Source organism: Stappia taiwanensis (genome assembly GCF_014635285.1).
In the GTDB taxonomy this organism is placed as follows: Bacteria; Pseudomonadota; Alphaproteobacteria; order Rhizobiales; family Stappiaceae; genus Stappia; species Stappia taiwanensis.
On the sequence record NZ_BMCR01000002.1, the window covers coordinates 449,651 to 471,733 of the forward strand.

Genomic DNA, 22,083 nt, shown 5'->3' on the forward strand with positions numbered 1-22,083 from the left:
CGTTCCTATTCGGCGCCGTCGTCTTCGACGGGAAATTCGCGCCGCAGCGCCTCAACCAGTGGCCCCATACGGGTTCCAAGCGACCCCTTGATCATGATCACGTCCCCGGGGCGCACGTCCTCAAGCAGCAGCGGACGCAGGCTCGCCGCGTCCTCCGAGTAGGCCCCGCGCATCGGTTTGGGCAAAACGTCCCACAGCGCGTGGATGCGCGTGCCGACGCAATAAACGAGATCAACGCCGGACGCCTCCAGCGGCGCCAAAAGGTCCGCATGCATTGCTCGTTCCGCCTTGCCCAGCTCCAACATGTCGCCAAGAACGGCAATTCTGCGGCCGGGGCGACTGATCGGCGTTTCCCCCAGAAGGTTCAGCGCCGCGCGCATCGAGGCCGGATTGGCATTGTAGCTCTCATCGATCAGCGTGGCCCGCCCCTCGGCGAGACGAAGCTGGACCTGCGCGCCGCGCCCTTTCGGGGCTCGGAAGTTCGCCAGCTCCAGACCGGCCAGCGCCAGATCGCCGCCCAGTTCCGCAACAGCAGCCAGCACTGCCAGACTGTTGGTCACCAGATGCGTGCCCGGCGCGCCCACCTTGTAGGTGATGTCGCGATCGAAGATCCGTGCGGAAATCGACGTGCACCCGGTTTTTGCCTTGACCATCAACGCCTGGGCATCGGCCTGCCCCTCGCGCCCGAAGGTGGCGATGCGGCGAACGCCCGCTGTCTTTGCCAGAAACGTCAGAAGGTCGAACTGACTGTTGTCGTCGTTCAGAAGGGCCAGCCCACCCGGCTCGATCCCGGTGAAGATCTCGGCCTTGGCCTGGGCAATCCGCTCCAGCGAGCCGAAGAACTCCAGATGCACCGGCTGCACCGTGGTGATGATCGCCACATGCGGGCGGACCATCTGGACCAGCGGCGTGATCTCGCCGGCATGGTTCATGCCGATCTCGAAGATGCCGTACCTGGCCTCCACGGGCATGCGCGCCAGGGTCAGCGGCACACCCCAGTGATTGTTGAAGGAGGACACCGCCGCATGGGTCTGCCCGGAGGGAGCCAGTGCCAGCGCCAACATGTCCTTGGTGCTGGTCTTGCCGACCGATCCGGTTACCGCGACAATCCGGGCATGACTGCGCGCCCGCGCCGCCCGGCCGAGGTCTCGCAGCGCCTCCAGCGGGTCGGCGACGACCAGATAGCGTCCGTCCGGGGCCAGATCGCCCAGCCGGTCTTCCGCCACGATGGCAACCGCCGCCCCGGCTGCCAGCGCCGCCGCAACAAAGTCATGGCCATCGAACCGGTCGCCAAGGATGGCGACAAAGGCGTCGCCCGGCTCCAGCGTGCGGCTGTCGATGGAAATTCCACCGATCTCGGTGCCGTCGATCTCGGCGGCGGGAATGCCGACGCAGCGCCCCCCGGTGGCCTCGATCATCTCACGCAGCCACCACAACGGGCGCGGCTCCAATGGCTCCACCTCGGCCTCTTCCGGCGCGGTGATGGGCGCGACCGCAGCCACGTCCTCGGTGACTTCGTCTTCTGCCTCGGCCGCAGGATGGGTCTCGTCACGCGCCTCGGCGGACGCCTCTTCGATTACCTCAGGGGCGACCTCCTCAGGGACGGACACTTCAGGAGCGGCCTCCTCATGGGCCGGCAGGTCGTCGGCCAGCGCCTCATCCGCATGATCCGCGGTCGCCTCCACTTGCGCGCTGTCCGCCGCAGGCACGACTTCGGGTTCTTCGACCTCTTCCAATACCGGCTCGGGCTCGGGCTCGGGCTCGGGCTCGGGCTCGGGCTCGGGCTCGGGCTCGGGCTCGGGCTCGGGCTCGGGCTCGGGCTCGGGCTCGGGCTCGGGCTCGGGCTCGGGCTCGGGCTCGGGCTCGGAAAGGCTATCAGGGGCCTGCGTCTCGGCAAGCCCCGCCTCATCGGCGAACAGGCCATCGTCCTGCGCCACGTCCAGCAGATCGTCCGCGCCCTCCTCCGACTCCATCGCCGCTTCGGAGGCATCGGATGCATCCTGCACCGGGGGCGTCGTGGCCGTGTCGGAGGCTTCCTGCGCCTCGGGGGCGTCAAGGTCTTCGAGCAGTTCCAGCGCCCCACTACCGCTGCCGCCCCCCCTGCCGGCCAGCATGGCGTCGACCATCTCCGACAGGAACAGGTCATCGTCGACCGTCTCGTTCTGGGCAAGGGCCGCCCGCGCCACCTCGTGATCGGAGAAGGGCAACACCCGGTCGCCGACGATCTGGCCCGGTTCATGCCCCTTGCCGGCGATGCACAGCACGTCGCCCGGCTGCAGCATGTCCACCGCCGCCTCGATCGCCGCCTTGCGGTCACCGATCTCCACCGCCTCCGGCGCCGCCTCGAGGATGGCCGCGCGAATGGCCTCGGGGTCTTCGGAACGCGGATTGTCGTCGGTGACGATCACCAGATCGGCCTGCCGTGCGGCCGCAGCACCCATCAAGGGACGCTTGCCCGCATCCCGGTCGCCGCCAGCGCCGAACACCACCAGCAGCCGGCCCGAGGCGAAGGGGCGCAGCGCCGCCAGCGCCGTGTCAAGGGCATCGGGCTTGTGGGCATAGTCGACAAAGACCATGGCACCGCCGGAGGTCTGGCCAACCAGTTCCAGCCGCCCCGGCGCCCCTTCCAGATGCTCCAGCGCATCGAGCGCCTGGCTGGTGGGAACACCGGCGGCAATCGCCAACCCGGCGGCGATCAGCGCGTTCGAAACCTGGAAGCGCCCGGCCAGCGGCAGCCGCACCTCCCGGGTGCCCTCCGCCGTTTCCAGGGTCAGCACCTGGACGAAGCCATCGTGGCGAATATCGAGAAGGGCGATGTCCTTTCCGCCCTCGCCGACGGTGAAAACCGGATGCCCATGCTCTGCGGCACAGGCCGCCACACGATCCGCGTAAGGGGCGGACGGCTCCAGCACCACCGCCCCGCCCGGCTCAAGCAGGGTATCGAACAGACGCAGCTTGGCCGCGAGGTAGTGCTCCACGTCCGGATGGTAGTCGAGATGATCCCGGCCCAGGTTGGTGAAGGCGGCGGCGCGAATGCGCACCCCATCAAGGCGCCGCTGGTCGAGCCCATGGCTCGATGCTTCCAGCGCCGCGTGGGTGATGCCGTCATCGGCAAGCTGCGCCAGGGTCTCGTGCAGGGAAATCGGATCGGGGGTCGTCAGGCTGCCATATTGCGCGCCATGCGAGGTGACCGTGCCGATGGTGCCGAGGCTGGCGGCCGCGTGACCGGCGGCGGCGAGGATCTGGCGAACGAAGACCGCGACCGAGGTCTTGCCGCTGGTGCCCGTCACCGCGACGATGCTCTCCGGCTGTCGCTGGTAGAAGCGGGCCGCCATCAGCGCCAGGGTGCGGCGCGGATCGTCGCTGACGATCACCGGGCAGCGCCCGCCGACGGTCTCCAGCGCCTCGTAGGGCACATCGGAGCCCACGAGGATCGCCCCGGCCCCAGCCTCGCAGGCATCCCCGATGAAGCTGGTGCCATCGACGCGCGCGCCCTTTAGCGCCGCGAAGAGCTGATTGCCGGACACCGCCCGGCTGTCGGCGCAAAGGCCGGCGATCTCGGTTTCGCCCTCAGCGGCGGCGAGCACCTGTTCGCCCGTTAGATCCTTGAGCAGCATGGTCTATGCCAATATCCGTTGTGCATCGTCATCTGAACCCGCTGGAACTTTGGTGCGACCCCGTTCCGCGCGGATCCGGTCAATAGGCTATCGAGATCGTCTCGCTTTCGTCTCCGAACTTCGGCAACACACCCAGCATCGGGGCGATCCGGCGAATGATCGCCGAGGTCACCGGCGCGGTATTGCGCCCCGCCGTGGCTCCGATCCCCTCCCGCTCTGGCTTGGGTTCGTCGAGCACGACGAGAACCACGTAGCGCGGCTTATCCATCGGAAAGGCAGAAAGGAAAGAATTGCGGCGCTTGTTGGATACATAGCGTCCATTCTCGATCTTTTCCGCTGTCCCGGTCTTTCCGCCGACCACATAGCCGGGAACCTTGGCCCGCCGCCCGGACCCGGACATCACGTTGAGCCGGAACAGATAGCGCATGATCGCGCTGGTCCGCTCATCGATCACCCGGGTCTCCAGCGCCTTGGCCTCTTCGCGGCTGCGCGGCTTGAAGGTCGCCGGGATCAGCCGCCCGCCATTGACCAACGCGGCCGTGGCCACTGCCGTTTGCAGCGGCGTGACGGAAATGCCGTGACCGAAGGAAATGGTGATCGCCGCAAGTTCGTTCCACTTCGGCGGCAGCAACGGCGTTGCCACTTCCGGCAGTTCCGTCTTCAGCCGGCTGGTGAGACCGAGCCGTTTCATAAACGCCTTCTGCGTCTCCACACCGGCGGCAAGCATCATCTTCGCCGTGCCGATGTTGGAGGAGTAGATGAAGGTCTCGGCCACCGACAGGATCCGCCGTTTGCCGTAGAAATCATTGATCGTCCGACGCCCGACCCTGAGCGGACGGGTGGCATCGAAGCTATCGTCCATCGTCACCTTGCCGCTGTCGAGCGCCATGGCAACGGTAAAGCCCTTGAACACCGACCCCATTTCGAACACACCGCCCGACGCCCGGTTGAACCGGTTGCTGTCCAGCGCCTGGCTGCGATCATTGGGATCGAAATCGGGCAGGGACGACATGGCGATCACCTCGCCGGTGTCCACGTCGAGCACGATGCCGACGCCGGCAATCGCATGGTACCGTTCCAGCGCCTTGGACAACTCGTCGCGCACCACATGCTGCGCCCGCAGGTCGATCGACAGCGCCACCGGCTCCATCGGCCGGTCGCGGGCAAAGCCGAGCGCCTGAAGGTCCGACAGACCGGAACGATCAACGGCCAGTTCCATGCCGGAGATGCCCTGGTTGTCGATGTTCACCGAACCGACGATGTGGCTGGCGGTGGGACCGCCCGGGTAGAAACGACTGTTCTCCTCAAGGAACCCAAGCCCCGGAATGCCGAGATCATGCAGCGCCACCCGCTGACGCGGTGTCAGTTCCCGCTTCAGCCAAACGAAACCCGCCTTGCTCGCCAGCCGGCGGCGCACCGTGTCGTTGTTCAGCTCCGGCAGAACGCTGGCGATGCCCTCCATCGCCTCATCGACGTCGAGGATCTTGCGCGGTTCGGCATAAAGCGAGGCGGTCTTGATGTCGGTGGCGAGGATCTGGCCGTTGCGGTCGACGAGATCGGGCCGCGAGGCGGCAACGCTCTCCTTGGCCGAGATGTAATGGGCCGCCTCGGTCGGCTCGCTCATGCCAAGCAGCACGAGCCGGCCGCCAATGGCCAGATACACCAGCGCGAACATCCCCATGGCCATGATGACGCGCGACTTCCCCGCCCGGGCCGACGGCGGACGGGGTGCGCGGCGCTCACGATGGGTGCGGCGCTGAAGAAAGGACACCGGACGAGCGTCTGCCATATCGCCCTCCTACCTCACCACCGGCGTGGTACCGGCATATCCACCCAACGTCGCCGATCCGTTGACCGGCGCCAGCTGCACCGGCCGTGCCGGCACATTCTCGATCGGCGTGATCTGATCGACTTCGAGAGGAACGAGTTGCAGGCGGTCGTTGTAGCGCTCGACCAGCGTCTGCAGGCGGCTCGGATCGTTGAGCAGACTCCACTCGGCCCGCAGGAGCTGCAACCGCTCCCGCTCCTCCTCGATCTGACGCTGAAGCTCCGCCACCCGCTCGGCCGAGCGCTCGGCATCGTGCTTCATGTCGTAGACCATCGCCGCCGCAATCAGGACTCCGATGACGAGCAACAGGTTCATGTAGCGGCCCATCATGTCATTCCCCCGCATCGCCGAGAGGCGCCAGGCGCGGCACCCCGAGCATGGACAAATCAAGATCGCGCGCCGGCGCTTCGGTACGCGCCCCCGCCCGCAGCTTGGCCGACCGCGCCCGCGGATTGGCTTCCACCTCCGCCTCACTCGGATCGCGCGCACCGCGCCCGATCAGCTCGAAGGTCGCCGGCGGCACCTCCTCCTCCGGCAGATGGCGCGAACCACCCGCCCGGGTCCGGCTGCGGTCGGCGAAGAAGCGCTTGACGATGCGGTCCTCAAGGCTGTGGAAGGTCACCACCACCAGCCGTCCGCCGGGGCGCAACACCCGCTCGGCGGCGCCAAGCGCCTCGGCAACCTCGTTCAACTCGCCATTCACATAGATCCGCAAGGCCTGGAAGGTACGCGTCGCAGGATGGATCTGACGGCCGCGCGGCGGGCGCTTGACCACCTTTTCCACCAGCGCCGCCAGATCGGCGGTTCGGGTGAACGGACGCTCCTTGCGCCGCTCGGCAATGGCCCGCGAGACGGCGGACGCCCGCTTTTCCTCGCCAAGGAGGCCGATGACGCGGGTCAGGTCCTTCTGCGGCAGATGATTGACCACATCGGCGGCCGACGGCCCGGCCTGCTCCATCCGCATGTCGAGCGGCCCGTCGCTGCGGAAGGAAAACCCCCGCTCGGCCTGATCGAGTTGCATCGAGGAAACCCCGAGATCGAGAACCACCGCATCCACGGACGGACGGCCGAGCGCGACCACATGCGCATCCATCTGCGAAAATCGACCGGCAACCAGGGTCAGCCGGCCGGCCTCGGCGGCAACAAGCTCCTGCCCGGCGGCAATCGCATTGGGATCCCGGTCGATGGCGATTACCTCCGCCCCGGCCTGAAGGATCGCCCGGGTATAGCCACCAGCACCGAAGGTTCCATCGACGACGACACAGCCCGGCCCGGGCTGTGTCGCCTCCAGAACCTCCGCAAGCATCACCGGAACATGCGGCTGCGCCCCCTCGCCGTGGACGGCGGACATCGTCACGCCCCCTCGCCGGCGGATTTGCCCGCCGACGACAACAGGGACATGGCGCGCTTCATCGCCTCCGCGCGATGCGCGCGGAACCCGTCCGGATGCCATATCTGGAATTTGTAGCCCTGACCGACAAAGGTCACCTGATCGGCGATCCCGGCATGCGCACGGATCATTTCGGAGAGCATGATCCGCCCGTCCCCATCTATCTTCAAGGTTTCGCTCGCGCCGAACAGCGCCGTCGACAGCGCATCGTGATCCTCGGTCAGAGTTGCCAGACCATCGAGCCGCTTCTGGATTTCCGCCACCAGCTGATGCCCGCCTGCGTCCACCGCCGGCTGATGCAGGGAGGGGAAGCAGTAGAGCCCTTCGTAGCCATCGCGTGCCAGTGCCTGCCGAAATGGCGCGGGAACGGAGACCCGCCCCTTGGCATCGAGCCGATTTGTGTAGTGCGACACGAAGCCGGCCATAAAACCCCTCGCCCCACGTCCGGGCACACCCGGCCCGGCTCCTGCAAATCTCCCGATCAACGGACAGACTGATGCGATACACGGCAAAATCCCGCCGGACGCTCTGCCAACACCATGGCCCGGAGGACCAAACTAGCTGGGACGCAGCAGCTCGAAACGGGATGATTTGGGATAGCATGGGACCTCATGGGCGTCAATGGAATCCAATGGATTCGCCCCCCTCCCCGCGATGCAGCTCGCACCACCAGAAAGTTATCCACTGTTAACCTTAAGATTGGGTTTCCATGCCCGTTCCACCGCGAAAACCGCGCGCGCGAACGCCCCGGAAAACCGGGGAGTTTCGCGAACATGCTGAATAAGAAGGGGAAAATGTCAGCCGGCCTGTAAGCCGGGTTTTGTATGGCACGGCGGGAAACCCGCCGTACGTGACGACCATTCATCTGGGACGCCCGTTGCCGGGCGCCTCACGCAACCAACCCGGGCGGCTGGCCTGGAAACCGACCGGGATCGCGAGGATCCCATGCCGCCCCTATTCGGTCTTGCTCCCGGTGGGGTTTACCGTGCCGCTTCCGTTACCGGTCGCGCGGTGGGCTCTTACCCCACCCTTTCACCCTTACCCCTTGGCTTGTCGCCCGGGGCGGTTTGCTTTCTGTGGCACTTTCCCTGGGGTCGCCCCCGCCGGGTGTTACCCGGCACCGTGTTTCCGTGGAGCCCGGACTTTCCTCCCCCGCGGCGTTTCCGCGCTTGCGGGAGCGGCCGTCCGGCCGGCTGACCCGCGACAGGTAGGCCGCGCCGGGGCGCCGGTCAAGCCTTGTCCACGACGCCAGCCCGGCGCAGCGCATCGGCGATGGCCGCCGCGCCGCCGTGCACATCCTGCAGCGTCGCGGCGGCGAACCCCACCACCAGGCCGGAGAGCGGCGCCTCCAGGGTGTAACGCGACAAGGGCGAGACAGCGTACCCCCGTCCGTTGAGATCGGCGGCGATCGCCGCGTCGTCCACCTCCGGTGCAAAGCGCAAGGAGAGCTGAATGCCGCCCGCCGGCAACGATACCGAAATGGCGTTGCCAAGCTCGGCCCGCAGCGCTTCCACCAGCGCATCGCCCCGCTGCTGATACACCGCGCGGATGCGCTTCAGGTGCGCCCGGTAGTGCCCGCGCTCGATGAAATCGGCCAGCGCCGCCTGGGTCGCCACATTGGCGAAGGCACCGGTGTTGTGCTGGACTGACCGCAGGGGCGCGACCAACTGCGGCGGCACCACGATATAGGCGACCCGCAAGCTCGGCATCATGCTCTTGGCGAAGGTGCCGAGATAGACGGTTTGCGCCGCCGAACTCAGCCCCTGCAGAGCCGCGATTGGCCGACCGGTGAACAGGAACTCGCTGTCGTAATCATCCTCCAGCACCACCGCCCCGGCACTGCGCGCCACCTCAAGAAGCCGCAGCCGGCGTGGCAACGGCATGCGCAGCCCGAGCGGGTACTGATGCGAGGGCGTAACGTAGATCAGGCGCGGACGGGGCGTCGCTGCCATGGCGCCCGGATCCGCCCCCTGGTCGTCGACCGGCATCGCCCGGATCGCCAACCCGGCCGCCGTGAAGGCCGCGCGCGCGCCCAGGTACCCCGGGTCCTCCAGCCAGGCGACATCTCCCGGATCGGCCAGGGCATTCGCCAACAGATAAAGGCTCGCCTGGGTGGATGGCGTGACCAGGATCTGCTCCGCCCGCACCCGCAAGCCCCGTTCCCGCGACAGATAGGCGGCCAGGGTCCTGCGCAGCGGCGCATATCCGGCGAGTTCTTCATAGTAGAGCGCGCCGCCGCGCAAGGTTCGCGCCGCCCGGCGCAAGGTCCGCGCCCAGCCGTCGACCGGGTAGCAGTCCAGCGCCGGAACGCCGGGCTGCAACCGCCCCTCGACCCGTCGCCCTTCCGACGCCCTGCGGGTCGCGGCGATCTCCAGCCCGCGCCGGGACAGCCCGGGCCCCTCCGCCTCTGCCAGCACGCTCAACCCGTCCTGTTCCGGCGCATCGAAGGCGACAACCCGTGGCGCCGCCCCGGAGCGAACAGTCACCACCCCTTCCGCCGCCAGAAGCTCATAGGCGGCATTGACCGTGTTGCGCGAAACGTCGAGCGAGGCCGCAAGGGCGCGGCTGGAGGGCAACCGGTCGCCGGACGCCACCCGTCCGGCGGAAATCGCCGCCCGCAAGCCGCGATAGATCTGCTCCGGCAACGGCAAAGTGCCGTCGCGCTCCAGCTCCAGAAGACCACCCAACATAAACCGGACCCCGATTATTTCCCAAAAGTGGACCTAACACGGAACCAGTTCCTTGGCATAGTTCCCCGAAACCAAAAAAGGGAACGCATCATGTCAGACAAGAGAAAGGCGGCCACGGCCCGCGCCCCCGCCGCACCGGCCTTCGCCAAGGTCCGCGTCGGCAAGCGCGCGGTCAGCGAACGGGAAGCGGCCCATGCGGTGCTCGACGCCGGCAGGGTCGGTCATGTGGGGTTCGTGGCCGAGGGGCGGCCGATGGTCATCCCGATGATCTACACCCGCATCGGCGAGCGGCTCTACCTGCATGGTGCAAAGGCGACACGGATCATCAAGGGTATGGAAGAGAGCGCCCCGATCTGTCTGAGCGTGACCTTGCTCGACGGGCTGGTGGTCGCCCGCTCGGCCTTCCACCATTCCATGAACTATCGTTCAGTGGTGGCTCACGGCCAGGCGCGGCATGTGACCGATGCGCGGGAAAAGGAAGATGCGCTCATCGCCCTGACGGATCACATGCTGCCGGGACGATGGGGTGAAGTGCGGCCCATGAGCGAAAAGGAACGCCGGTCCACCGGCGTGCTTGCGCTCGATATCGAGCATCTCACCATGAAGATGCGCGATGGACCGCCAATCGATGACGAGGAGGACTATGCCCTGCCAGTCTGGGCCGGGGTTGTCCGCCTCGCGGAAACAGTGACCGCCGTCGATGACGACCCCCGCCTTGGCGCGGGCATCGAACGGCCGGCCTCGCTTGAGGGCCTGCAGGAAACGCCGGGCGCGGAGACCGTGCCGAACCGGCCGACCTGACAGCCGCCGCCGGGCTCACCGGCGGCATCGCCCCCACTCATGTTCAGGATTTGCCCTTGAGGATGCGGCGAACCTTGCTGCAGTAGCGCTTGCTGATCGGGTTCATCCGCTTGGCGTAGTGCCCGGCGTTGTAGCGCAGCACCGTACCGCAAACATCGCCGCCCGCCCGCTTGTGGGCACCGGCCAGGTACTTCATGCCGTATTTGATGTTGACCTTCGGGTCGTACAGCTTGGACGTCTTGCCGCGGAAGCCTTCGCCGCGCGCCGTCGCCGGCTTGATCTGCATCAGCCCGATTTCACCGGCGCGGCCCCGGGCCTTCGGATTGTAGTTGCTCTCGACCTTGACGATCGCATGAGCGAGCTTGACCGGAATTCCGTGGCTGCGAGCTTCCTTGCGGATCAGCGCATCATAGGCCTTCGCCCCACCGCCGCCCGAGAGGATCGCCGGATCCACCGTCGTGGTTGCGACATTCACTGTTTGGCAGGCGCCGAGCCCAAGCGCAAGAAGGAGTGCAGCGGCACGCGGCGCGTGTCGTTTCATCGTCATATAGCCTGACCTTTTTCGTCCGTCTGTGGATAGGCCGGGGGATATGACGGGGGGATGGGTCGAAAATCCGACCCTGCAAATCACGAAATGTTACGAAAAACTCAGGAAAAAACGGCGAAAATCCGCCATTCCCCCTGCATATGGCAACAATGGGGCGGGATGCGCGCGATCCTGTGACCAAAGCCCGGTGCCGCTACGGCACAACGCCACGCCGTCGTGCCGGCAGATGAGGCCGGACAACGCCCGGCCACACGCCTAGGTCAACGAGGGCAGCTTCGTCAGCAACCGGTGCAATGTCTCGATGGTCGACATATCCGCGACGCCATCGACCTTCTCCGGCCGGAAATGGCGCTGAAACGCGACAACCGCCGCGTGCGTGCGCGCCTCGAACCGACCGTCGACGGATACATCATAGCCAAACAGCGCGAGCATGGATTGCAGCGCCTCGACCGGCTGGCCCGCGTCCCCGGCCTGAAAGAACCGCCCGCCGGAGATAGGCGACGGCTCGTCCCAAAGCCCGACCCCTTCGGCGGCAAGCCGGGCCCAGGGAAACAGCTCGCCCGGATCTTCCTTGCGCGAGGGCGCCACGTCCGAATGAGCGAGCACCCGCTCCGCCGGGATCGTGTGCCGGGTGACGATGTCCCGGCACAGCGCGACCACGGCCTCGATCTGCGCTTCCGGGAACGGCCGGTAGCCAAACTCATGACCGGGATTGACGATCTCGATGCCGATCGAGCAGCCGTTGACATCCCGTTCGCCCTTCCAGAAGGATGCCCCCGCGTGCCAGGCGCGGCGCGCCTCCGGCACCAATTGCCAGATTGTCCCGTCCTCCTCCACCAGATAGTGGCTCGAGACTTCGGCGCGCGGATCGCACAGCCGCTGCAACGCCTCTTCCGCGCTCTTCATGCCGGTATAATGCAGGAGCAGCATGTCGATGGCCGATCCGGCCGGGCGTTCATTGTGGTTCGACGACGGCCGCATCCGCACGCCGTTCACTCCGGTATCGCTCTTCAGTCCCATGGACAGTCCTTACAGGCGGCGTTCCGCCGCGATCTGGGCATAGGCGGCATTCAGCGCCGCCAGCCGGTCATTGGCAATCTTCACGAATTCCTCCGGCACCCCGCGCGCGATCAGCCGATCCGGATGGGTTTCCCCCACCAGACGGCGATAGTGGCGGCGCAGCTCCTCCGTCGGAACGGTCTCATCAAGGCCGAGCACCCGGTAGGGATCGCCGCCACCGCGTGTGTGCCGGGCCAGAAGCTGGTTGAAGGCACGGGCATCGAGACCGAAGATCTCCCCGACCCGGCGCAGATAGGCCAATTCGTGTTCGTGCACCACCCCGTCGGCCTTGGCGATATGGAACAGCACATCGAGAATGTCGACGCGGGTTTCCGGGTCGTCGGGAAACAACGCCGCGAGCCGCTGGGCATAGGTCTCGAACCCGGCCACATCCTGCTTGGCCAGGTTGAACAGGCGCGCCACATTGCGCTCCTCGCCGGCGGGAATGTCGAACACGTCGAGGAAGGCGATCTCCTCATCGCCAGTCACGACGCCATCCGCCTTGGCCATCTTCGCCGACAGCGCGATCATCGCCACCGTGAAGGCGACCGAGCGATCGCCAGTACGCCCGTCCCCCGCATTGACGATGAACTGCACCAGCCGGTCGACCACCTGCACGCCGCCCGCGCCGATCGCCGATACCACGGCGCTGATCCTGTCCCAGATGGTCATGTCCGTTTCCGACCTACACCGACCGGGTGACGCCACCGTCGACCCTGAGGTTCTGCCCGGTGATATACCCGGCGCCCTCCGACAGCAGGAACGCGGTCGTGGCCGCGATCTCGCCCACCGTGCCATAGCGTCCCATCGGGATGCGGGCGCGCCGGTCTTCCTTTTCCGGCAGGCTATCGATGAAGCCTGGCAGCACGTTGTTCATGCGGATGCCGACCTTGGCATAGCGGTCGCAATAAAGCTTGGTGAAAGCGGCAAGCCCGGCCCGGAACACGCCGGATGTGGGGAAGCTCTCCTCTGGCTCGAATGCGGCGAAGGTGGAGATGTTGACGATCGCCCCACCGCCGTTTTCCTCAAACACCGGCGTCACCAGCCGGCACATGCGCACCACGTTGAGCAGGTAATAGTCCATACCCAGGTGCCAGTCTTCGTCGGAGATCGACAGAAGATCGCCCTTCGGTCCATGCCCGGCGCTGTTCACCACCGCATCGATCCGGCCGAAATGCGCCTTGGCGCCGTTGACGAAGGCGGCAAGGTCCGCAGGATCGAGGTTCGAACCGGTATGGCCGTAGCCGCCAAGCGCGGAGGCAAGCTCCGCGCCGCGCCCGGATGAGGAAAGGATCGCGACCCGCGCGCCCTCGTCCGCCAGATGCCGGGCAATCGCCGCCCCCATCCCGCTGCCGGCTGCCGTCAGCAACACCACCTTTCCGTCCATGGGTCCCTCCCGATTCGCGCGCCGCACTCATCGCCTTCCTAGCAGATTTTACCGCTGGCAATCAGCCCGCCGAACCGGAACGATTTGCCACAGTCAGACCTTCCGCTGATCAGCCCCGCCCTTGCGCTGGCCGGTCATCGCCGCCGGATCGACGATCCGGTCGAACTCCTCGGCCGTGACATAGCCCAGCTCCAGCGCCGCCTCGCGCAAGGTGCCGCCGCCATGATGGGCGCGATGGGCGATTTCCGCCGCCTTGTCGTAACCGATCACCGGGGCGAGCGGCGTGACCAGCATCAAGGACCGCTCCACCATCTCGGCAAGGCGCGCCTCATCCGCCTCCATGCCGCGGATGGCGAATTCGCTGAAATTGGTCATCCCGTCGGCCATCATCCGGCAGGCTTCGATCAGGTTGTAGGCCATCATCGGCTTGTAGACATTCATCTCCAGCGCGCCGCCAGCGCCGGCAAAGCCGGTCGCCACATCCATCCCCATCACCTGGGTCGCCAGCATCGTCAGCGCCTCGCACTGGGTCGGGTTGACCTTGCCCGGCATGATCGAGGAACCCGGCTCGTTCTCCGGCAGGCGCAATTCGCCGAACCCGGCGCGCGGGCCGCAGGCCAGAAGGCGAATGTCGCTGGCGATTTTGTAGAGCGACACCGCCAGCGTCCGCAGCACGCCGGAGGCCATCACCGCCGCATCATGGGCGCCCATCACCGTGAAGAAGTTCGGCGCCGGCTCGAACGCCAGCCCCGTCCTCCGGGCCAGCGCGGCGGTGGCGGCCACGGCAAAGCCCTTCGGTGCGTTGAGACCGGTGCCGACCGCCGTGCCGCCCAGCGCCAGCCGCATCAAGCCCTGCCGGGCGAAGGCGAGCCGCTCCAGATTGTCGTCCAGCATGCCGACATAGCCGGAAAACTCCTGACCTAAGGTCACCGGCACCGCATCCTGCATATGGGTGCGGCCGATCTTCACCAGGTCGCGCCAGGCCACCGCCTTTTCCTCCAGCGCATCGCGCAGGCCGACCAGCGCCGGGCGCAGCCGGGTCTCGATCATCAGCGCCGCCGAGACATTCAGCGCGGTCGGGAACACATCGTTGGACGATTGCGAGCGGTTGACGTGATCGTTGGGGTGCACAGGGTCCTTGGAACCGATGGTGCCGCCAGCCAGTTCGATCGCCCGGTTGGCGATCACCTCGTTGACATTCATGTTCGCCTGGGTGCCGGAGCCGGTCATCCACACATGCAAGGGGAAATGATCGTCGAGCCGGCCATCGATCACCTCATCCGCCGCCGCCGCGATCAGGTCGGCGACCCGCGCGGGCAACACGCCAAGCGCGCGGTTGGCGACCGCTGCCGCCCGCTTCACCTGTGCCAGTGCATGAATGACTTCCAGCGGGATCTTCTCGCCGCCAATGGAAAAGTGATGCAACGACCGCTGGGTCTGCGCGCCCCAGTAGCGGTCGGCGGGAACCGCGACCTCGCCCATGGAGTCGGTTTCGATCCGCGTTTTCCGTCCGTCGCTCATCCTGTCCTCGCTTTCCCGCAGCCAAGCCCTGCGAACCCGACTGATCGCCGTTTTTCCCCATTCGAAGCCGTTTCACGGTCTGGAAACCTTGCCCTGTCATTGTGCCTTGCAACTCTACAGGAAATGCAACCTCTTCGCGGAACAGGCCTATCTTGCGGACCCTCAAGCCGATCTACGGCATAGCAATTGGCATCCTGATCGTCGCCCTTTTCGCTGCGGCAATCCAGGCGACCAATTATTTCTTCTCCCATGCCCTGTACACCCGCGATGCACGGGAGGCCGCCGCACGCCTGACCGAAGAACTGGGACACCTCGAACAGGTCCTTCAGGACGCGCAAACAGGCGCCCCCCGCCCGCTCTCCGAAAATGGCCTGCGCAAGACACTCGACGCAGGCGCGCTTTCCACCCAGGACCACAAGCCGCTGTTCACACAAGACATGCCGAACAGCGATCTCGCCGGTTTCATGCGACACTTGGAGATGCATGAAACCGTGCGCACCCTTGCGGTGATCTGGTTCGGGGAGGGGCCGACCGATGCCGCGCTCGCGAGCAACACCATAGTTCCTGCCGAGCCGCAGGTCATGGACGCCGTTCCGGCCGACCGGCTTGCATCGCTGTTGCGTGAGCTCCAGGCCTCCGGCAAACCGCAGGTGTTCATCTCCGCCGATCTCTTCACCGACCAGGCCGAGCCGACATTGCTGGCTTTGCCGCTGCCGGGTGAAAACGGACCTGCCGGCGCGATGCTGCTGTCCTACAATCAGGCGACCACCGGAGAGTTCCTTGGAGATGTGGTCAAGAGCGGCATCCTCATCGTGCTGGCCATGTGCTTCATCGCAATGCTGCTGGCAGGGCTGTTCGTCTGGATCCGCTTTCGCGACCGGCTCGAGGCCAGCCAGACGATCCAGTTCCTCGCCCATCATGACGCCTTGACCGGCCTGCCGAACCGCACCGTGTTCAGCACCAAGCTGAACGAGGCCTTGCGGATCTCCCAGTCGAAGGCAACCGACATCGCCGTCATGCTGGTCGATGTCGACAAGTTCAAGGAAGTCAACGACACCCATGGCCATGCGGTTGGCGATCTGTTCCTGCAGGTCATCGCCGACCGCCTCACGGCGACCTTCGGCAGCCATCTGGTGGCGCGGCTCTCCGGCGACGAATTCGCCGTGCTGCTGGCGAACGGCGACACCCAGGACGAAGTGACCCGCTATGCCGCCGCGATGATCGCCGCGACCCGGACACCGACGCAGATCGACGGCCGCGAGTTGCCGATTTCCCTGTCGATCGGCGTCGCCCAGGCCAGGGATGCCTCCTGGCGCGCCTCGCGGCTGTTGCATTGCGCGGATCTGGCGCTCTACCGGGCCAAGCACAGCGGGCGCGGCACCTTCATCTGGTACACCGCCGACATGGATGCCGATGCGAAGCGGCGCAAGGCGCTGGAAATGGACCTGCGCAAGGCGTTGAAGCAGGATCAGTTCCGGCTGTTGTACCAGCCGCAATTCTCCCTGCGCGACCGCAGCCTGACCGGGTACGAGACGCTGTTGCGCTGGGAACATCCGGAAAAGGGCACGATCTCGCCCACGGTCTTCATCCCCATCGCCGAGGATGCCGGCCTGATCGAGGAAATCGGCTCATGGGTGCTGCTGCGCGCCTGCCAGGAGGCCGCCGCCTGGCATGAGGATCACCTGACCATCTCCGTCAATGTTTCCCCGGCACAGTTCCGGCCCGGCAAGACCGAACAGCGGGTCAGCGAGGCGCTTGAGGCCAGCGGACTGGCGCCCCAGCGCCTGGAAATCGAAATCACCGAGAGCCTGCTCATCTCCGACACCGACGCGGTGGTCTCCACCCTGGGTACGATCCGCGAGATGGGCGTTTCGGTCGCCATGGACGATTTCGGCACCGGCTATTCCAGCCTCAGCTACCTGTCGCGCTTTCCCTTCGACACCATCAAGATCGACCGCTCCTTCGTCGCCACCCTCGGCAAGAACCCGACCACCGATGCGATTGTCGCCTCGATTGTCGGCCTGGGACGCTCGCTCGATGTGACGATCACCGCCGAGGGGGTCGAGAACGCGGACCAGGTCGCTCTTCTGCGCGCCGCCGGTTGCGACAAGGTGCAAGGCTTCCTCTTCGGGCGGCCGATGACCCTGCCCGCCGACGGATCGCCCGCCTTCGCCGATCCGGCCCCCTCCCTGCGGACAAGCCAGACCAGCCAGAGCTAGGGCCAACCAGAGCTAGGTAGGACTACATCGCCGCCGCCGCCCGCGCGGCCTGATCGTAGTGACCGGACACCGAGCGCAAGGTGGCCGCCAGACGCGACAGCTCCTGTTCGTCCATGCCCAGCGCCTTCACCGGACCGACCAGCAGCGCCTCGCGCAAACGGCGGTACTCAAGGCAGATCGCCTCACCCGCCGTGGTGATCTCCACCATCTTCTCCTTGCCGCGCTTTCCGGTGACGATCAGCCCGGATTTTTCCAGCTTCTTCAGCGCATAGGTGACCACATGCGTGTCCTCGATGTTGAGGACAAGGCAGATGTCGGCCAGCGACTTCGGCCGGTCGCGATGGTTCACCGTGTGCAGCACCAGGGTATCCAGCGGGCTCATGCCCGGGCTGCCCGCCGCCGCCATGCAGCGCACCATCCAGCGGTGATAGGCGTTGACCATCATGGTCACCGCGAACTCGACCTCCGACAGCGCCGGCATGGCGCCGGATGCCAGATGCGCGGCGGACACCACCGGTCCAATGCCGCCACGGGTTTCCCCGGCGGGGCCGGATGTATCGCTCATATGCAACTCGTCCTGAACGTGAACCATGCGCTCCAAGCTACGCCGGGAGCGCCGGCAAGAGCAACACGCCGAACGCGGGTAGCATTCACGCGATCAATGCAACCCGCGATAAACATTCAGATTTTATCGATAAATCATTGACTTACGGAGACCGCCAACGGAAACTGCCGGCCTATCGCCTTGGGAGGGGTGCGTGCGAAGGGAACGGAACAACACGACGATCGCGGTGATCGGCGCTGGCATCGTCGGCGTCTCGGCGGCCATCTGGCTCGCCCGCGACGGCCATGACGTGGTGCTGGTCGACCGTTTGCCCCCAGGCGAGGCTACCTCACACGGAAATGGCGGGGTGCTTGCTTCCTGCGCCGTCGTCCCGGTGACCGTTCCCGGGCTGATGCTCAAGGCCCCGGGCATGCTCGCCAACCCGTCGAGCCCCTTGTTCCTGCGCTGGTCCTACCTGCCGAGGCTCCTGCCGTGGCTGGCCCGCTATCTTGCGCATTGCAGCCCTGAGGAAACCCGGCGGATCGCCGCCGCGCTCACGCCGATCATCGGTGACAGTCTGGAGCAGCATCAGGCGCTCGCCAGCGGCACCCCAGCGGAGAAATGGCTGCGCCCTTCCGACTATCTCTATGTCTACAAGGACCGCGCCGCCTTCCGCGCCGATGCCTTCGCCTGGGATATCCGCCGTGCCGCCGGCTTCGGGTGGGAAGAGCTGGAGGCCGAGGCGCTCACCCGGTACGACCCGCTGCTCAGCCCGCAGAACAGCTTCGCCGTCCGCCTCCCCGATCATGGCCATATCCGTGATCCCGGCCGCTATGTGAAGGATCTGGCCGCCCATTTCGAAACGCTGGGCGGCAAGATCCACCGCGCCGACGTTCGCGATTTCTGCTTCGAGAATGGCCGGCTTTCGGCGCTGGAGACGGACCAGGGGCCGCTGCCCTGCGCAAGGGCGGTGCTGGCCGGCGGGGTCTGGTCGAAGGATCTCGCCCGCCGTCTCGGGGTCGATGTGCCGCTGGAAAGCGAGCGCGGCTATCATCTGGAGCTGGAGGAGCCGAGCGCCTACCCCAACGCCCCTTGCATGATCGCCTCGGGCAAATTCGTCATCACGCCGATGGACGGGCGCATCCGGCTTGCCGGCATTGTCGAGTTCGGCGGGCTGACGGCTCCGCCCAGCGAAGCGCCCTTCCGCGTTCTGGAAGCGGAGCTGCGCAAGGCAATGCCGGGGCTGACCTGGCGGGCGACGACGAAATGGATGGGCCACCGCCCCGCACCGGCCGATTCCGTCCCCCTGATCGGGCCGTCTCCGCGCCACGCCGATGTGCTGATGGCCTTCGGTCACCATCACGTCGGCCTGACCGGGGGCCCGCGCACCGGGCGCCTGATCGCCGATCTGGTCTCCGGGCGAACTCCCAATATCGACATGCGCCCCTATGCGCCCGGCCGCTATGCCCGTTAAAACTGCAAGGGGCGGACCGGACACGGAACCTCACCAACCACGAAACGCGAGCCATCAACTGGAGGAGAACATCATGACGTCGCGCTTTCTGAAAACCACCACGGGCCTTGCCTCACTGGCTGCCTTCACCCTGAGCTTCGCCGTCCCGGCGCTGGCGGGCGAGAAATGGGATATGCCGATGGCCTATTCCCCCAGCAACTTCCATTCGGCGACCGGGGCGGAATTCGCCAAATGCGTCACCACCGGCACCGGCGGCGATATCGAGATCGTCACTCATCCCTCCGGCTCGTTGTTCAAGGGCGCGGACATCAAGCGCGCGGTGCAGACCGGTCAGGCGCCGATCGGCGAGCGTCTCCTCTCCGCCCACCAGAACGAGAACCCGATCTTCGGCATCGATTCCATTCCCTTCCTCGCCACCTCGTTCGAGGATGCGGCCAAGCTGTGGAAGGCGGCCAAGCCGACCATGGAGAAGGTGCTGGATGAGCAGAATCTTGTCATGCTCTACTCCGTGCCGTGGCCGCCGCAGGGGCTGTACTTCAAGAAGGAAGTCAACTCCGTCGAGGATATGAAGGGCGTCAAGTTCCGCTCCTACAACAATGCCACCGCCCGCATCGCCGAGCTGACCGGCATGCTGCCGGTGACCATCGAGGCGGCGGAAATCTCCCAGGCCTTCGCCACCGGCGTTGCCGATTCCATGATCTCCTCCGGTTCCACCGGCTATGACCGCAAGGTCTGGGAAAGCCTGACCCATTTCTACGAGGTCGACGCCTGGCTGCCGCGCAACACGGTGATGGTCAACAAGGATGTCTGGCAGGGTCTCAGCGACGCCAACCGCAATGTCATTCGCGGCTGCGCCGAGCTGGCCGAGTACGCCGGCACCTGGCGCGCGGTGGAATACACCCAGGTGACCGTCAACGGTCTGCGTGAGAACGGCATGACCGTCCAGCGCCCGGGCGAGAAACTGGCCGGCGAGCTGCAGATCATCGGCGAGACCATGACCACCGAATGGCTGGACGCCGCCGGCGAGGATGGCAAGGCCATCGTCGATGCCTACAAGGGCATGCAGTAACAAAAAACACCGATGCGGGAGGCGCCCAAAGCCTTCCGCATCCCTTTTCCCGAACCGGCGCGGAGGATCGGCGATGACGGCACCACGGCTTTTGCGGTCGGGGCTCGACAAACTGTATTTTGCAAGCGGCGTTGTCGCGGCAGTCTTTCTGGTGGCCATCCTGGCGCTGATCGTGGTGCAGATGCTGGCCCGCTGGACCGGCGAAGTGTTCCCCGGCGCGCCCGACTATGCCGGCTACTGCATGGCCGCCGCCTCGTTCTTCGCCTTCGCCCATGCGCTGAACCACGGCTCGCACATTCGCGTCAGCCTGGTGCTCAACATGCTTGAGGGCCTGCCGCGCCGGCTGCTGGAGACCTGGTGTTTCGGCATCGGTGCAGCGCTCGCCTGGTACTTCGCCTGGTACGCGGGCCGCGCCGCCTACTGGTCGTGGAAGTTCAAGGACATCAGCCAGGGGCAGGACGCCACCCCCTTGTGGATCCCGCAGATGGCCATGGTGATCGGCGCCGGCATCTTCGCCATCGCCCTCACCGACCATCTGCTGCATGTGCTGATCAGCGGCACCCACCGCATCAAACCCGACCTCGTCGAACAGAGCCACGGAGACTGACCCCGCATGGAGGAATTCCAGCTCATCGCGATCTTCCTGTTCATTCTCTTCCTGCTGCTCGGCACCGGTGTCTGGGTCGGCCTCGCCCTGCTCGGCGTCGCCTTCGTCGGCATGGAGCTTTTCACCTCGCGCCCGGCCGGCGACACCATGATCACGACGATCTGGTCCGCCTCCTCCTCCTGGACGCTCACCGCCCTGCCGATGTTCATCTGGATGGGCGAGATCCTCTTCCGCACCCGTCTGTCGGAAGACATGTTCAAGGGGCTGTCCCCCTTCATGGCGCGATTGCCCGGCGGGCTTCTTCATACCAACATCGTCGGCTGCACCGTGTTCGCCGCCGTCTCCGGCTCCTCGGCGGCGACGCTCACCACCGTCGGCAAGATGTCGGTGCCCGAGCTGCGCAAGCGCAACTACCCCGAACACATGGTGATCGGCACCCTGGCCGGCGCGGCGACCCTGGGGCTGATGATTCCGCCCTCGCTCACCCTGATCGTCTACGGGGTGACCATCAACGAATCCATTTCCAAGCTGTTCATGGCCGGCATCCTGCCCGGTCTGGTGCTGGCGTTGATGTTCATGGGCTATGCGGCAATCCATGCCCGCCTATCGGACAGCTACAATCCGACGCCGGAGCCGCCCATGAGCTTTGGCGAAAAGCTCTGGAACGCCCGCTTCCTGATCCCGGTGCTCTTGCTGATCACCGCCGTGATCGGCTCCATGTACACCGGCATCGCCACGGCCACCGAAGCCTCGGCCATCGGCGTGATCGGCTCGCTGGTGCTCGCCGCCGCCCAGGGCTCGCTGAGCTGGCGCACCTTCACCGAGAGCCTGATGGGCGCCACCCGCACCTCGGCGATGATCGCGCTGATTCTGGCCGGCGCCGCCTTCCTGTCGCTGTCGATGGGCTTCACCGGCCTGCCGCGCGCGCTCGCCGAATGGATCGCCCATCTGGAACTGAGCCGGTTCGAGCTGCTGATGGCGCTGCTGGTCTTCTACATCGTCATCGGCTGTTTCCTCGATGGCATCTCCTCCGTGGTGCTGACCATGGCGGTGGTCGAGCCCATGGTGCGCGCCGCCGGCATCGACCTGATCTGGTTCGGCATCTTCATCGTCGTCGTCGTCGAGATGGCGCAGATCACGCCGCCGATCGGCTTCAACCTGTTCGTGCTGCAAGGCATGACCCGGCACGAGATGAGCTACATCTCCAAGGCGGCGCTGCCGATGTTCGCCATCATGGTCTTGATGGTGTTCGTGCTGATCGCCGCGCCCGATCTGGCCACCTGGCTGCCGGAAAACATGCGGACCGGCCCCGCCGGATAGTCCGCCTTTG

At 66.1% G+C, this 22,083-nt stretch carries 18 protein-coding genes and 1 other RNA gene; 6 read left to right on the forward strand and 13 right to left on the reverse strand.

Annotated elements, in window-relative coordinates; all coding sequences use genetic code 11:
• Positions 1–5 precede the first annotated feature (5 nt).
• From IEV83_RS20395 to pdxR, 7 genes are all read right to left on the reverse strand, one after another.
• Positions 6–3,617 carry a UDP-N-acetylmuramoylalanyl-D-glutamyl-2,6-diaminopimelate--D-alanyl-D-alanine ligase gene (locus IEV83_RS20395; protein ID WP_181759300.1) on the reverse strand — a complete coding sequence of 1,204 codons (3,612 nt, stop codon included), beginning with the start codon at positions 3,615–3,617 and terminating at the stop codon, positions 6–8.
• A 79-nt stretch (positions 3,618–3,696) separates the two neighbouring features.
• Complete coding sequence (locus tag IEV83_RS05930) at positions 3,697–5,406, reverse strand: peptidoglycan D,D-transpeptidase FtsI family protein (protein ID WP_181759301.1); 1,710 nt, start codon at positions 5,404–5,406, stop codon at positions 3,697–3,699.
• Between the two features lie 9 nt (positions 5,407–5,415).
• Positions 5,416–5,790, reverse strand: a complete 375-nt coding sequence (gene ftsL, locus IEV83_RS05935; protein WP_209002990.1) for a cell division protein FtsL — start codon at positions 5,788–5,790, stop codon at positions 5,416–5,418.
• Positions 5,777–6,796: a 16S rRNA (cytosine(1402)-N(4))-methyltransferase RsmH gene (gene rsmH, locus IEV83_RS20025; RefSeq protein ID WP_209002991.1), complete on the reverse strand. Its 1,020-nt coding sequence runs from the start codon at positions 6,794–6,796 to the stop codon at positions 5,777–5,779. The genes ftsL and rsmH overlap by 14 nt, the downstream gene beginning before the upstream one ends.
• Before the next feature lie 2 nt (positions 6,797–6,798).
• Positions 6,799–7,260, reverse strand: coding sequence for a division/cell wall cluster transcriptional repressor MraZ (mraZ, locus tag IEV83_RS20030; protein ID WP_209002992.1), 462 nt, complete (start codon positions 7,258–7,260; stop codon positions 6,799–6,801).
• 368 nt (positions 7,261–7,628) lie between these two features.
• An RNA gene (rnpB, locus tag IEV83_RS05945) (RNase P RNA component class A) lies at positions 7,629–8,032 on the reverse strand.
• 32 nt (positions 8,033–8,064) lie between these two features.
• Complete coding sequence (gene pdxR, locus IEV83_RS05950) at positions 8,065–9,525, reverse strand: MocR-like pyridoxine biosynthesis transcription factor PdxR (RefSeq protein WP_209002993.1); 1,461 nt, start codon at positions 9,523–9,525, stop codon at positions 8,065–8,067.
• 90 nt (positions 9,526–9,615) lie between these two features.
• On the opposite strand from pdxR, the gene IEV83_RS05955 reads away from it, so the two are divergent.
• Positions 9,616–10,326 carry a pyridoxamine 5'-phosphate oxidase family protein gene (locus IEV83_RS05955; protein WP_181759303.1) on the forward strand — a complete coding sequence of 237 codons (711 nt, stop codon included), beginning with the start codon at positions 9,616–9,618 and terminating at the stop codon, positions 10,324–10,326.
• A 43-nt stretch (positions 10,327–10,369) separates the two neighbouring features.
• Here the strand turns inward: IEV83_RS05955 and IEV83_RS05960 are convergent, their stop codons facing one another.
• The 5 genes from IEV83_RS05960 to fumC all read right to left on the reverse strand — a co-directional run bounded on the left by IEV83_RS05960 (position 10,370) and on the right by fumC (position 14,840).
• On the reverse strand, positions 10,370–10,867 hold the full coding sequence (locus IEV83_RS05960) for a lytic transglycosylase domain-containing protein (RefSeq protein ID WP_181759304.1): 498 nt from the start codon (positions 10,865–10,867) through the stop codon (positions 10,370–10,372).
• Positions 10,868–11,128: 261 nt separating this feature from the next.
• A complete protein-coding gene (locus IEV83_RS05965) occupies positions 11,129–11,893 on the reverse strand; it encodes a peptidoglycan recognition protein family protein (RefSeq protein WP_181759305.1) in 765 nt (254 codons plus the stop codon).
• A gap of 9 nt (positions 11,894–11,902) precedes the next feature.
• Complete coding sequence (locus tag IEV83_RS05970) at positions 11,903–12,604, reverse strand: J domain-containing protein (protein ID WP_181759306.1); 702 nt, start codon at positions 12,602–12,604, stop codon at positions 11,903–11,905.
• 13 nt (positions 12,605–12,617) lie between these two features.
• A complete protein-coding gene (locus tag IEV83_RS05975; RefSeq protein WP_181759307.1) occupies positions 12,618–13,319 on the reverse strand; it encodes an SDR family oxidoreductase in 702 nt (233 codons plus the stop codon).
• Between the two features lie 93 nt (positions 13,320–13,412).
• A complete protein-coding gene (gene fumC / locus IEV83_RS05980; RefSeq protein ID WP_181759308.1) occupies positions 13,413–14,840 on the reverse strand; it encodes a class II fumarate hydratase in 1,428 nt (475 codons plus the stop codon).
• Between the two features lie 152 nt (positions 14,841–14,992).
• Here fumC and IEV83_RS05985 point away from each other — a divergent pair, with 152 nt between their 5' ends.
• The gene (locus IEV83_RS05985) at positions 14,993–17,059 is read left to right on the forward strand and encodes a putative bifunctional diguanylate cyclase/phosphodiesterase (RefSeq protein ID WP_209002994.1); all 2,067 of its coding nucleotides are present in this window, start codon (positions 14,993–14,995) and stop codon (positions 17,057–17,059) included.
• 22 nt (positions 17,060–17,081) lie between these two features.
• Here the strand turns inward: IEV83_RS05985 and IEV83_RS05990 are convergent, their stop codons facing one another.
• Positions 17,082–17,624 (reverse strand): winged helix DNA-binding protein, encoded by a 543-nt coding sequence (locus IEV83_RS05990; protein ID WP_209002995.1) that lies wholly within the window; start codon positions 17,622–17,624, stop codon positions 17,082–17,084.
• A gap of 193 nt (positions 17,625–17,817) precedes the next feature.
• On the opposite strand from IEV83_RS05990, the gene IEV83_RS05995 reads away from it, so the two are divergent.
• The 4 genes from IEV83_RS05995 to IEV83_RS06010 all read left to right on the forward strand — a co-directional run bounded on the left by IEV83_RS05995 (position 17,818) and on the right by IEV83_RS06010 (position 22,073).
• Complete coding sequence (locus tag IEV83_RS05995; RefSeq protein ID WP_181759309.1) at positions 17,818–19,077, forward strand: NAD(P)/FAD-dependent oxidoreductase; 1,260 nt, start codon at positions 17,818–17,820, stop codon at positions 19,075–19,077.
• Positions 19,078–19,150: 73 nt separating this feature from the next.
• Complete coding sequence (locus IEV83_RS06000) at positions 19,151–20,146, forward strand: TRAP transporter substrate-binding protein (protein WP_181759310.1); 996 nt, start codon at positions 19,151–19,153, stop codon at positions 20,144–20,146.
• 73 nt (positions 20,147–20,219) lie between these two features.
• Positions 20,220–20,753, forward strand: a complete 534-nt coding sequence (locus IEV83_RS06005; protein WP_181759311.1) for a TRAP transporter small permease — start codon at positions 20,220–20,222, stop codon at positions 20,751–20,753.
• 6 nt (positions 20,754–20,759) lie between these two features.
• Positions 20,760–22,073 (forward strand): TRAP transporter large permease, encoded by a 1,314-nt coding sequence (locus tag IEV83_RS06010; protein ID WP_181759312.1) that lies wholly within the window; start codon positions 20,760–20,762, stop codon positions 22,071–22,073.
• Positions 22,074–22,083: the final 10 nt, after the last annotated feature.

Bases quoted from the DNA above. Each gene is read 5' to 3' on its own strand.
- IEV83_RS05990 (WP_209002995.1), bottom strand. From the start codon at position 17,624: ATGAGCGATACATCCGGCCCCGCCGGGGAAACCCGTGGCGGCATTGGA.
- IEV83_RS05965 (WP_181759305.1), bottom strand. From the start codon at position 11,893: ATGGGACTGAAGAGCGATACCGGAGTGAACGGCGTGCGGATGCGGCCG.
- fumC (WP_181759308.1), bottom strand. From the start codon at position 14,840: ATGAGCGACGGACGGAAAACGCGGATCGAAACCGACTCCATGGGCGAG.
- pdxR (WP_209002993.1), bottom strand. From the start codon at position 9,525: ATGTTGGGTGGTCTTCTGGAGCTGGAGCGCGACGGCACTTTGCCGTTG.
- IEV83_RS05955 (WP_181759303.1), top strand. From the start codon at position 9,616: ATGTCAGACAAGAGAAAGGCGGCCACGGCCCGCGCCCCCGCCGCACCG.
- IEV83_RS05960 (WP_181759304.1), bottom strand. From the start codon at position 10,867: ATGAAACGACACGCGCCGCGTGCCGCTGCACTCCTTCTTGCGCTTGGG.
- mraZ (WP_209002992.1), bottom strand. From the start codon at position 7,260: ATGGCCGGCTTCGTGTCGCACTACACAAATCGGCTCGATGCCAAGGGG.
- IEV83_RS06010 (WP_181759312.1), top strand. From the start codon at position 20,760: ATGGAGGAATTCCAGCTCATCGCGATCTTCCTGTTCATTCTCTTCCTG.
- IEV83_RS06005 (WP_181759311.1), top strand. From the start codon at position 20,220: ATGACGGCACCACGGCTTTTGCGGTCGGGGCTCGACAAACTGTATTTT.
- IEV83_RS05930 (WP_181759301.1), bottom strand. From the start codon at position 5,406: ATGGCAGACGCTCGTCCGGTGTCCTTTCTTCAGCGCCGCACCCATCGT.
- rsmH (WP_209002991.1), bottom strand. From the start codon at position 6,796: ATGTCCGCCGTCCACGGCGAGGGGGCGCAGCCGCATGTTCCGGTGATG.
- ftsL (WP_209002990.1), bottom strand. From the start codon at position 5,790: ATGCGGGGGAATGACATGATGGGCCGCTACATGAACCTGTTGCTCGTC.
- IEV83_RS06000 (WP_181759310.1), top strand. From the start codon at position 19,151: ATGACGTCGCGCTTTCTGAAAACCACCACGGGCCTTGCCTCACTGGCT.
- IEV83_RS05970 (WP_181759306.1), bottom strand. From the start codon at position 12,604: ATGACCATCTGGGACAGGATCAGCGCCGTGGTATCGGCGATCGGCGCG.
- IEV83_RS05975 (WP_181759307.1), bottom strand. From the start codon at position 13,319: ATGGACGGAAAGGTGGTGTTGCTGACGGCAGCCGGCAGCGGGATGGGG.
- IEV83_RS20395 (WP_181759300.1), bottom strand. From the start codon at position 3,617: ATGCTGCTCAAGGATCTAACGGGCGAACAGGTGCTCGCCGCCGCTGAG.